The following is a 10,294-nucleotide window of genomic DNA, read 5'->3' as shown; positions in this document are numbered from 1 at the left end:
TTCACGCTGGCCGAACACGGGTTCCGCCTGCCGTCCTGCATGGACAACCGCCCCCTCAAGTTCGAGGAATGGGACGCCATGCGCCCGCAATCCGTCTTTGTCTCAGCGACGCCTGCGAAGTGGGAGATCGAGCAAACCGGCGGCGTCTTCACCGAACAGGTGATCCGCCCCACCGGCCTGCTGGACCCCGAGGTCGAAATCCGCCCGGTATCCATGCAGGTGGACGACCTGCTGGACGAGGTGCGCAAGGTCGCCGCCAATGGCTACCGTACGCTGGTCACAACGCTGACCAAACGCATGGCCGAGGACCTGACCGAATACCTGCACGAACAGGGCATCAAGGTGCGCTACATGCATTCGGACATCGACACGCTGGAACGCATCGAAATCCTGCGCGACCTGCGGTTGGGGGCGTTTGACGTGCTGGTCGGCATCAACCTGCTGCGCGAGGGGCTCGACATTCCCGAATGCGGGCTGGTCGCCATTCTGGACGCGGATAAAGAGGGCTTTTTGCGCTCCGAAACCTCTCTGGTGCAAACCATCGGCCGCGCCGCGCGCAACGCCGATGGCCGGGTGATCATGTATGCCGACAAGATCACCGGCAGCATGGAGCGCGCGCTCAATGAGACCAACCGCCGCCGCGCCAAGCAGATCGCCTACAACGAAGAACACGGCATCACGCCGGAGACGGTGAAAAAGAATGTCGAGGACGTTCTGGCCGGGCTTTATGAGGGCGACGTCGACATGAACCGCGTCACCGCCACCATCGACAAACCGATGCACGGCGCGAACCTTGAGGCCCATCTGGACGGGTTGCGCGATCAGATGCGCAAAGCCGCCGAGAACCTGGAATTCGAAGAGGCCGCCAACATCCGGGATGAGATCAAACGTCTGGAAGCGGTTGATCTGGCGGTGGCCGACGACCCCATGGCGCGCCAATGGGCGGTCGAGAAAGCCTCGGAAGACGCGGTGAAATCGCGCGGACGGTCAACGGCTGGCAGGCCGGGGCAGCGGGGTGGGAATGTGAAGCGGCGGAAAAGATAATTTACCGGATTCCCCTGTAGCGAATTCCGAGCTAGATAACCTACAGGAGGACACTGATGCCGCTTGACCACGCGATACTAGGACAAGGTGTTTATACACCAAGGGAAGCAGCACGATTGGTTGGAGCCAATGTGCAGCAAGTCCTGCGTTGGACACGCGGCAGTGGACCACACCTACCACTTTGGAATGCACATTATCAGTTCTTGGATGATGACATTAACGAGATAAGTTTCTTGGATTTGATTGAAGTTCGTGTCGTTGCGGCGATGCGAAACGCAAATATATCTCTACAGTCTATCAGGTTCGCAATTTCGTTTGCCCAAGACAAGTTTGGCATTGAGAGACCGTTGGCGTCTCAATCATTCAAAACTGATGGCTCCGAGATCCTTATGGAAGCAATTGAAAACGACGGGGAATACGTAAGTCTTTCGAAAAAAAGACCCGGTCAAAAGGTCTTTAAGGACATCATTTCACAGTCCCTAAATGATCTCGAGTACGACGGAGAAGTGGTAGCAAGGTGGCGACCGCGAAATCACGCCGATGTAGTCTTGGACCCTACGCGTCATTTTGGTGATCCAATTTTAGATGAATTCGGAATTTCGACAGGCACAATCTACAAGGAATATGTTGAGTTTAACGACACAGGTTATCTTTCAAAGATTTATGAAGTGCCGGAAAAACTAATTCGAAAGTGCATTAAGTTCGAGCGCAGTTTAGACGAGGCAAATGGTTAAGGTACTTTTTGACCATAACATGCCACCTTGCATTGCTCGGTCGCTTCATGAACTGATCAAAGTTGACAGTCATGAGGCCTTCGCACTGCGGGATGTTTTTCCGAAGAACATTTCTGACATTGACTACTTCAATAGACTTGGCAGCGATTGGATTGTCGTTTCAAAAGACCTTCAAAACAGTAAAAAGAAAGCCGAAAGAGCCGCTATTTTGAGAAACAATGTCGTAGCATTTTACCTCGCCCCATCGCTGCAAAAGAGAAAGGTCGGAGAGCAGGCCGCTGCAATTTTGTGGCACTGGGATAAAGTCCTACTGCAAAGATCCACGGTAAAAAGCGGACTGTTTCAACTACCTGAGAACAGGTCGAAGTTTAGAACTTTATAAAATCCGTCTTCAGCAAGCGTAAGAAGGGTGCTCGCACCCATCTTGCCCACTCGCCACGCAATGATGGGTAAAATCACCCATCCTACTTCGACCACATCAACTATCCGGAAGATCAAACGAATTCAGCTCGGTGCCTTGCTCTGGCGTGCGATGACTTGCTTGGGGCTGACTGTCGTTGGCTAGGGCTTGCTGTTGCTGGCGCGAGGCTGGCTTTTGCTTGCTGTGGCTTACGATGGCTTGCGAGCTGCTGGGTTCCTGTGAACTCGTTATGAGCCGGGTATATGAAGCACCAGATGGATGTCAATTAAAAATGCAATAAAAACAATTAGTTGATAAGTTTTGTCGGGTATCATGGTCTGATAAGAAAACTCAGAATTCTACGACCCCAAAATACGGGCGGGGATAACCCCGCCCGATCATTCACCCCTTATCCCAATGCGCAACCACGTCATATCCAACCGGTGTCGGCGGCCCTTCCATGAACTCGGCGAAATGGCCCCACAGCTCAGCCACTTTGGGCGCATTCGCGTTCGAGGTCTCCTCGCTCTCGACAACCGAGATCACATAGCCCGACCCATCCTCGTTCATCACATTGGTAAAGCAATGTATGCCGGGCATCCCCATGATTTGGGATTTCAATTCATTCATTTTCGCCGTCGCCGCCTCACGCGTGCCGGGCTTCATTTTGTATTGTGTAATACGTGCAAACATAAATTTACTCCCTCGTCTGGCGAAATTGCCATACGGCGCGACCAGAGCAGCCCCGCCGCGCGCAGCTTAGCACGACAATCGGGAATCTCATATTGACACGGCGTGTTTGCATCACTTTCAACCAGACGCATCATCCTGACCCTGCAAACAGAACCTCAAGGTTGCAATCCACGGTGAAACTGGAAAACATCCCGCTCAGAAATTTAGACCGGAGACCATAGATTTGCCGATTATCATGCTCATCCTGACCGCAGTTGGCGGTGCGATTTGGTGGTGGATACGCAACAACCCGAGAGAGGCGCTTAACACCGCCCATGATGTCGCCACCACGATCCAGAATGCTCCGCGTAAACTGGCGTTCCGCAGGGTCGCCAATGCCCATCCTGTCGAAGGTATTGATGACACACGCATCGCGATTTGCGCCATCGCGCAATCTTTCATCGAACTCGATGATTTGCCGACTGCCGAACAGCGGCAGAAACTGCATGTTCTATTGCGGACAAGGCTAAAATGCTTGGAAGAAGAAGCGCATGAGATGGAGGTTCTGGGGCGCTGGCTCATGACCCAATGCAATGGCCCACGCGATGCCGTGCCGCGTCTGGGGCGGCGTTTGAGGAAGATTGATGGGGGTCAGTCGTGGAACCAGTTGCAGGATATTTTGATGCCGCTGGCTGGTGAGCAGTTGTCCCGATCGCAGATCAGCGCCATCGAGGATCTCAGAACCGCATTGCGGGTGAGACCCGGCACCTAGGGGCGAATGAACTTCGCGCCGCCCACCGTGCGTTGGGGCGCAGGTTGCACGGGTTCTGCCCGTTGGGTGCCCTTTTGCACGAAACTGCCGCACGTCACCCCGTTGCCGTCCGGGTCGTTGCGGGGGTGATACCCCGGGTCGCCCTTGCGAAACGGGCCGAAGCCCATGGCCTGAACCACGTCACATCCGCCCAGCGCGATCAAATGGATGATCGCCTCATCACGTTCATAATCCGTCACCCTCAGATAGACGCCAACCGCGATGATCGCAGTGGTCGCGGGCAAGGCCAGCACCATCAAAAGGATGCGCACCGGGGACAACGCCCGCCTGCGCAGAGCGTCCGCACGGCGATGACGCCGGGCGTTGCGCCGCGTCATCTGCTTGTCTTCAGATTGCGAGTCCTTATCCGTCATCTCAGACGGGTTAGCAGCCATATGTGGCAAAGCCATGGCCGTTCGTCATATTGCCACCTGTTTCGGCACCATATGACGCTGTGATCAGCGCACCACATGCACCGCACATTTGGCGTGGCGGACGACATGGGTTGCCGTCGATCCCAGCAGCAGATCCTGCATCCCTGGCCGGTGCGAGGCCATGATGATCAGGTCCGGCTTGTTGGCCTCGGTCCAGTCCAGAATCGTGCGCCCGGAATGCCCCTCGATCACCACCCCTTGAGCATTGGGAATCTGGGCTGCCAGAGTGTCCAGTTCCACCTGGATGGCCTTGCGGGTCTCGGACAGGTATTCGGCCGGCATATAGGAAATCGCATAGTCCGGGATATGTTCGACCACATGCAACAGCGTGACTTGCGCATCCGGCGTGGCCAGAACCTGCGCCAGTTTCAGCGGTGCCGAGGTGTCCCGTTCGGGGTCAAAGGAAATTGGAACAAGAATGTTGTGATACATGGCTCACACCTCCATCAATTCACCTCTCACATTGTTCTCATCCGGGGCACACGGCTTTGATCCAGGTCAGGATTCCCCAAATGTTTCCGCAACATCATACATGACCGGTTCAAAGCTTTTGCACAGCTCATTGATCCGCCGGTTGCGTTCGCGCATTTCAGGGGTGCGCAGCATGGCCAGAAAATCCTCGCGCCGCTCCCATTGCGAGTAATTGGCAATCCGGGTCTGCGCATCGTTGACATGCAACCCGGCGGCGATAAACCCCGGCTGTTTCGAGATGAACGAGGAGAAAGCATCCGTCAGCGCCTCCAGAAGGTCCTGACAGGTTCCCGGGGTCATCTCGAAGGTTGTGATAACGGTCTGGCTGCTGCTGTTTTTGGAAATCTTTGGCATCTGGCTACTCCTTTGCTGATCCAAGCCTAACACAGCTTTTGGAAACGCCACCTGTTTCCTTGGCGATTTCAACGGCGTCTGCGCAAATTCTTTCCAAGAAATGAACAGGAAGCTAACCAAGCGTTAACCATGCTTGCCGATGCTGCCCGCATGAGACGTCTGGCCCTGACCCTGCTGTTATGCCTGCTGTCCGGGCCTGTCTGGCCCGGCGCCTGGCTGCGTGAAAAGGATACGGCTTTCACCGCCGCCTCGGTCACGGCCTTTCAGGAGGCGGACGGCACCTTCAAATACAAAAGCTCGATTTACTCAGAATGGGGTTTTCGGCAGCGACTGACGCTTGGGCTCGATGCAGAAGAACATCAGGATCTTTACGGGCACGCCCTGATCTTTGCCCGGTTTCCCCTTGCCGATTTCGGATCATCGGGCCGGTTTGCGGCGGAAATCGGTGCGGGTGCACATCACCGGGGGCTCGACGCCTGGGCGCTTTACAAGGCCACCCTGTCTTACGGAAAAGGCATTCAGACCGGATGGGGCGGCGGTTGGATCGCGGTCGATACGGCGCTGGAATATCGCACCCATGATGCGCTGATCCGCAAGCTGGATTTTACAGCCGGGTTGTCCTCGGGGCGGCGCATCGATCCGTTGATCCAGATCGAGACATCCTATACATCGGGCCGCCCGTTTTACTGGAGCGCACGGCCCTCGCTGATGTATCGCCCGAAATCCGGCAAGATCACCTGGGTTCTGGGGGTAGAACGCAATGCCGTGCAAGAAAACACCGGCATCAAATTCGCATTGTGGAGCACGTATTGACGCGCTGGCCGCCCCAACGGCCAGCGCGATTGGATCAGTTCTCGACCCGCATCGTCACCCAGGCCGAACCCTTCAGCGACTCGCCCCAGCGCAGGCGAATTGCATCCTGATTGGTTCCCTGCCGCACCTCGGCGTAGGGCGCGGTGTAGCGGGTGGTGTTCAGTACTGTCCTCAGCGGCCCGAAAGCCACAACCGCATCACAGGCCCGCGCTTTGCCGCCAAAGGGCAATTGCCCCTGCGACCCCACTGTCCAGGCTGACGATGCCGAATTCTGGGTATGGCGCACCCGCAGCGGGTTCTGCGTATGGGCGCCAATCCCGTGATAGGTGTTGTTCTGGAAGGTGACGTTGACATAACGCTCGTTATTGAGGTCCGCGAAGGTTGTATCCACCCGCTCGACCCGGTCGATATTGGTCGCGTTCACGCGGAATTTGTTCCCGGTCACCGTCAGCCCGTTCAGGAAATGACCGCTGCCATAGGGGCGGATCACGAAATAGCTGAACCAGGGGGCAACGTTGCTGGAATAAAAGATGTTGTCGGTGACACTCAGCGCGCTGAACGAATAGCCAGCGGTGAAATCCGGCGACGGGTCGCGTTCATTGGTCCATTGGATGAAACAATTGTCCACATAATTCTCGGCGATGGACGAACTGTTATAGCCGCCGATCATCACCAACCCCGCATTGCGCACGCCATTGGGCACGCTGTCGCCCTGAAAAAAATGGTTGCCCAGCACAAGGTTGTTGTCCCCGCCCACAACGGCAAAGTGATGGAACCGGGTGGCACGGTTATGGCGCAACTTGATGTCATTGGCGTTGGAATTCACCGCGATGGAACTGCGCTGCGACACATCCAGCCCCTCTTCCGAGGACAGGAACTGACAGCCATCAATCAGCATCCCCTGACAGCCCGCCCCGATCGAGGTCACGCCGCGATCCAGCGGGCGGCTGATGAAACAGTTCTTCAGCACAAAAGTGTTGCCCGCCGGGGCCAGACGAATGGCGCTGCAGCGGGTGTTGCACTGAAACTCGATATCTTCCATGCCGAATTTCTGCACCGAGCTGAAGCCGCTGAAATCCAGCAGGTATTTGAACGCGGTGAACGTAAAGCTTTGCGTTCCCGCCGCATCATAGATCGGCGCGTTCAGCGTGATCTCGCCCGCCGCGTCATCCTTGGACCGCACATAGGTTTCGCGCCCGACCCCGCTGCCGGTGATCAGTGATCCGACGGGAATATTCGCCACATTCGCCACATTGGTCAGCTTGTAGGGGTCAATAGGATCATAGGTCGCGACCGAGGTGAAGGTCTCGGTATCCCAGGCCGAGCTGCTTTTAACATCGAACTGCCCGTTGCGGATCACCCGGCGGGTGGCATAGCTGGTGCGATTGGGAACGGCTGCCTGCATGTCGATCGGCTCAGAGACCGCAACCTTGCGCCCGCCCATATCCAGCGATTCATGGTCCGAATTGTTCAGCAATGCCTGAAACGCCTTTTTGAACGCCAGCGCCTCGTCCCCGAAGGCCGAGATATAGGTCGGCAGATCGAAGTTCTTGGTCAACAACAGCATCCGGTCATCCGGCATCGTCACCGTGCCGTCGAACGTGACCTCAGACGCCAGGCTGGTGTTCTGGTTCAGCAGAAACTGACCCTCTGGCACGTACACCCGCCGACCATTCGCGGCCTGATCCGCCGCCTCGAACGCTGCGGCGTCATCGGCTACGCCATCGCCGATCGCACCGAAATCGCGCACGTCCACAAGGCCGATCATGTCGCGCAAAAAGACCGAGGTGATATCGGTGATCTCGATATCATCAACCCGCACGACGGCGCCGTTCGGGCCCTCGATATCCAGCCCGAAATGGCCATAAAGGGCGGTGGGACCCCAGGACATGTCAACGCCATCCCGACGTCCTGTGCCGATGATGGCAGTGATTTCCTCAACCGTGCCGTAACCTGTCAGTTGGGTCGCCGGTCCCTGTTCGACCACACCGCTGACATGCGCGTCACCCGCACCGCCTGCCCAACCTGCGATACGCACAGATGGCAGCGGGCCGCTGATCGCCTTGACCCGCGCCTTGACCTGAAGATAGCAGCCCGGCAGCAAAATCGTCTGACCCATATAACGCAGTTGTTGCGTGACGTTGGTTTTGAAAATCTCAAGACAGCCACCAAAATCCGCGTCTGCTGGCACAAAAACGCCCGAACCTGACCCATCATAGGTGGGCGATCCGGGCGTTCCATCGCCACTGGACCAGACACCCAGCCCATCCGCGAATGCAGGTGGCATGAACACGATGCCGTCGGTGATTGCCTTGTTCATAGAAATCCCTTTCCCAATCGCGCCCAGAACGCGCGCCAAAACCCAGGGCCCGGGCCATTGCCCAAGCGCGAAGGACTGAGTACCGAAAAGGGATTAACCGCCGCTCATCTCACCGTGACGGTGGTGTTGCCTCAGACCGCGGGGTCGGAATTGCCCAGCAGCTGCACGCCGTTGATTTTCCAGCCGTCGTTCTGGCGCACCATCTGATAGTCCAGAATATAGATGCGCCCGTTACCATCCACGATCATGACTTTCTGCCATAGCGCACCCGCGACCTCGCGCAGTTCCAGAAACCGCACATCCGCAGGCCGCCAGACCATCGGATAGCCATTGCGCACCATCGTACCGAAATTCTCGGGCGTGCCGAACAAGGTCTGAATATTGGGGCTGGCAAAGGTAAAGGCGGTGGCAAAATCATCCGCCTTGAAAGCTTGTATCTGCGCCGCGATATTGGCCTCGATCTCGGCGTGTTGGGCGAACGCACCCTGCGCCAGACCGGCGCACAGGGACAGGGCAAGCAGTAAACGACGCATGGGGCCACCTCCTGAACGAAGGATAGCCCCATGTGGTATCAGGTCAAATCAGACCAGCTCTCCGGCCAGCGCCTTGTCGATCAACGCAATGGTCTCGGCCACACCATAAAGCGCGATGAACCCACCGAACCGAGGGCCCTGCGAGGCCCCCAGCAGCACCTCATACAGCGCCGTGAACCAGCCGCGCATCGGATCGAACCGCTCACGCCCGATGGAATAGACCACCGACTGCAGCGCCTCATCCTCAATCGGCCCGTCATAGGTTTCAAGCGCGGCTTTCAACGCCTCCAGCGCCTCACGCTCCTGATCGGTCGGGGCACGGTGCTGGCGGGTCGGTTTCACGAAATCGTTGAAGTACCGCACCGCAAACCCGGCGGCCTGATCAAGATCGGGATGGCTCTCCGCCGTCGCCTCGGGCGCATAGCGACGGATGAAACCCCACAGCGCCTCTTTATCTTCGGCACCCGAAACCGAGGCCAGATTCAGCAACATCGCAAAGGGAACCATCAGGGTGGATTCAGGAACGTCGCCGCCATGGATATGCCAGACCGGATTGTTCAACTGCGCCTTCAGCTCCTGCCCGGGATAGGCCCGCAACTGCTGGTGATACTCATCATAAGCTTTCGGGATCACATCGAAATGCATCCGCTTGGCCGTTTTGGGCTTTTGATACATGAAGTAAGCCAGCGACTCGGTCGGCGCATAGGTCAGCCATTCATCGATCGACACACCATTGCCGGACGACTTGGAAATCTTCTGTCCATTTTCGTCCAGAAACAGCTCATAACTGAAATGTTCCGGTGCACGGCCCCCCAACGCCCGGCAGATCGCGTCATAGATCTTTTCGTTGGTGGCATGTTCCTTGCCATACATCTCAAAATCAACGCCCAGCGCGGCCCAGCGCGCGCCGAAATCCGGCTTCCACTGCAGCTTTACGTTGCCGCCCGTCACCGGCAGCGTCCATTCCTTGCCGTCCTCGTCATCGAAGGTGACCGTATAGGTCTCGGCGCAGACCTTTTTCATCGGCACATACAGAACCCGGCCGGTTTCGGGATGGATCGGCAGGAAGATCGAATAGGTCTGCTGACGTTCCTCGCGCAGGCTTTTCAGCATGATCGCCATGATGTCGTCATAGCGCTCGACCGCACGCTTCAGGATTTCATCAAACTGCCCCGAGCGATAAAAATCGCGCGCCGAATAGAATTCGTATTCAAACCCGAACGTATCCAGAAACCGGCGCAACATCGCATTGTTGTATTCGCCAAAGCTGGGGTATTCGCCAAACGGATCAGGCACCGATGTCAGCGGACATTGCAGATAATCCTGCAACGCCTCGGGGTTCGGCACATTGCTGGGCACCTTGCGCATGCCGTCCAGATCGTCCGAGAAACAGATCAGCTTGGTCGGGATGTCCGAGATCGCCTCGAACGCGCGCATGACCATCGTGGTCCGCGCCACCTCACCAAACGTGCCGATATGCGGCAGGCCCGAGGGGCCATAGCCGGTCTCGAACAGCACATACCCCTTTTCCGGAGCACCCTGTCTGTAGCGTTTGAGCACCCGCCGCGCCTCTTCAAAAGGCCAGGCCTTGGACGCCATCGCGGTTTCACGCAGTTCAGACATTGATTTGCTCCATCAGGATAGGTGCCGATCACCCCATGCAACCGGCCCGGCCCCTCCTATTGTGCTGGTGCAGCATGAGTCAATG

General features: G+C 57.0%; 12 protein-coding genes. 5 read left to right on the top strand and 7 right to left on the bottom strand.

Annotation, left to right across the window (positions count from 1 at the left end; genetic code table 11):
* The 3 genes from MPJ51_RS20285 to MPJ51_RS20275 form a co-directional block, all read left to right on the top strand.
* A partial coding sequence (locus tag MPJ51_RS20285; RefSeq protein WP_298390642.1) for a helicase-related protein occupies nucleotides 1–1,044 on the top strand: 1,044 nt, incomplete at its 5' end.
* Between the two features lie 56 nt (nucleotides 1,045–1,100).
* Nucleotides 1,101–1,778 (top strand): hypothetical protein, encoded by a 678-nt coding sequence (locus MPJ51_RS20280; RefSeq protein WP_298390640.1) that lies wholly within the window; start codon nucleotides 1,101–1,103, stop codon nucleotides 1,776–1,778.
* The gene (locus MPJ51_RS20275) at nucleotides 1,771–2,160 is read left to right on the top strand and encodes a hypothetical protein (RefSeq protein ID WP_298390638.1); all 390 of its coding nucleotides are present in this window, start codon (nucleotides 1,771–1,773) and stop codon (nucleotides 2,158–2,160) included. The genes MPJ51_RS20280 and MPJ51_RS20275 overlap by 8 nt, the downstream gene beginning before the upstream one ends.
* A gap of 420 nt (nucleotides 2,161–2,580) precedes the next feature.
* On the opposite strand, the gene MPJ51_RS20270 is transcribed toward MPJ51_RS20275, so the two are convergent.
* Entirely contained in the window at nucleotides 2,581–2,871 is a 291-nt protein-coding gene (locus MPJ51_RS20270) for a hypothetical protein (protein ID WP_298390636.1), read from the bottom strand.
* Between the two features lie 223 nt (nucleotides 2,872–3,094).
* On the opposite strand from MPJ51_RS20270, the gene MPJ51_RS20265 reads away from it, so the two are divergent.
* Nucleotides 3,095–3,622, top strand: a complete 528-nt coding sequence (locus MPJ51_RS20265) for a hypothetical protein (protein WP_298390634.1) — start codon at nucleotides 3,095–3,097, stop codon at nucleotides 3,620–3,622.
* Here the strand turns inward: MPJ51_RS20265 and MPJ51_RS20260 are convergent.
* From MPJ51_RS20260 to MPJ51_RS20250, 3 genes are all read right to left on the bottom strand, one after another.
* The gene (locus MPJ51_RS20260; protein ID WP_298390632.1) at nucleotides 3,619–4,071 is read right to left on the bottom strand and encodes an excalibur calcium-binding domain-containing protein; all 453 of its coding nucleotides are present in this window, start codon (nucleotides 4,069–4,071) and stop codon (nucleotides 3,619–3,621) included. The genes MPJ51_RS20265 and MPJ51_RS20260 overlap by 4 nt on opposite strands.
* A 48-nt stretch (nucleotides 4,072–4,119) precedes the next feature.
* Entirely contained in the window at nucleotides 4,120–4,527 is a 408-nt protein-coding gene (locus MPJ51_RS20255; RefSeq protein WP_298390630.1) for a universal stress protein, read from the bottom strand.
* 66 nt (nucleotides 4,528–4,593) lie between these two features.
* Nucleotides 4,594–4,920 carry an antibiotic biosynthesis monooxygenase family protein gene (locus MPJ51_RS20250; RefSeq protein ID WP_298390628.1) on the bottom strand — a complete coding sequence of 109 codons (327 nt, stop codon included), beginning with the start codon at nucleotides 4,918–4,920 and terminating at the stop codon, nucleotides 4,594–4,596.
* Nucleotides 4,921–5,070: 150 nt separating this feature from the next.
* Between MPJ51_RS20250 and MPJ51_RS20245 the strand changes: the two genes are divergently transcribed.
* Nucleotides 5,071–5,733 carry a hypothetical protein gene (locus MPJ51_RS20245; protein ID WP_298390626.1) on the top strand — a complete coding sequence of 221 codons (663 nt, stop codon included), beginning with the start codon at nucleotides 5,071–5,073 and terminating at the stop codon, nucleotides 5,731–5,733.
* Nucleotides 5,734–5,767: 34 nt separating this feature from the next.
* On the opposite strand, the gene MPJ51_RS20240 is transcribed toward MPJ51_RS20245, so the two are convergent.
* The 3 genes from MPJ51_RS20240 to MPJ51_RS20230 all read right to left on the bottom strand — a co-directional run bounded on the left by MPJ51_RS20240 (nucleotide 5,768) and on the right by MPJ51_RS20230 (nucleotide 10,209).
* Complete coding sequence (locus MPJ51_RS20240) at nucleotides 5,768–8,053, bottom strand: glycosyl hydrolase family 28-related protein (RefSeq protein ID WP_298390624.1); 2,286 nt, start codon at nucleotides 8,051–8,053, stop codon at nucleotides 5,768–5,770.
* A 131-nt stretch (nucleotides 8,054–8,184) separates the two neighbouring features.
* Nucleotides 8,185–8,586, bottom strand: coding sequence for a DUF4864 domain-containing protein (locus MPJ51_RS20235; RefSeq protein WP_298390622.1), 402 nt, complete (start codon nucleotides 8,584–8,586; stop codon nucleotides 8,185–8,187).
* Between the two features lie 48 nt (nucleotides 8,587–8,634).
* Nucleotides 8,635–10,209 (bottom strand): lysine--tRNA ligase, encoded by a 1,575-nt coding sequence (locus tag MPJ51_RS20230; protein WP_298390620.1) that lies wholly within the window; start codon nucleotides 10,207–10,209, stop codon nucleotides 8,635–8,637.
* Nucleotides 10,210–10,294 lie beyond the last annotated feature (85 nt).

It is taken from the genome of Ruegeria sp. (assembly GCF_028066395.1).
GTDB lineage: Bacteria > Pseudomonadota > Alphaproteobacteria > Rhodobacterales > Rhodobacteraceae > Ruegeria.
Note: the sequence above shows the minus strand (reverse complement) of the source record. Positions and strands in the feature narration are given on the sequence as shown.

Coding starts and splice junctions, on each gene's coding strand:
- MPJ51_RS20250 (WP_298390628.1), bottom strand. CDS start 4,920: ATGCCAAAGATTTCCAAAAACAGCAGCAGCCAGACCGTTATCACAACC.
- MPJ51_RS20255 (WP_298390630.1), bottom strand. CDS start 4,527: ATGTATCACAACATTCTTGTTCCAATTTCCTTTGACCCCGAACGGGAC.
- MPJ51_RS20245 (WP_298390626.1), top strand. CDS start 5,071: ATGAGACGTCTGGCCCTGACCCTGCTGTTATGCCTGCTGTCCGGGCCT.
- MPJ51_RS20275 (WP_298390638.1), top strand. CDS start 1,771: ATGGTTAAGGTACTTTTTGACCATAACATGCCACCTTGCATTGCTCGG.
- MPJ51_RS20235 (WP_298390622.1), bottom strand. CDS start 8,586: ATGCGTCGTTTACTGCTTGCCCTGTCCCTGTGCGCCGGTCTGGCGCAG.
- MPJ51_RS20240 (WP_298390624.1), bottom strand. CDS start 8,053: ATGAACAAGGCAATCACCGACGGCATCGTGTTCATGCCACCTGCATTC.
- MPJ51_RS20230 (WP_298390620.1), bottom strand. CDS start 10,209: ATGTCTGAACTGCGTGAAACCGCGATGGCGTCCAAGGCCTGGCCTTTT.
- MPJ51_RS20260 (WP_298390632.1), bottom strand. CDS start 4,071: ATGGCTTTGCCACATATGGCTGCTAACCCGTCTGAGATGACGGATAAG.
- MPJ51_RS20270 (WP_298390636.1), bottom strand. CDS start 2,871: ATGTTTGCACGTATTACACAATACAAAATGAAGCCCGGCACGCGTGAG.
- MPJ51_RS20280 (WP_298390640.1), top strand. CDS start 1,101: ATGCCGCTTGACCACGCGATACTAGGACAAGGTGTTTATACACCAAGG.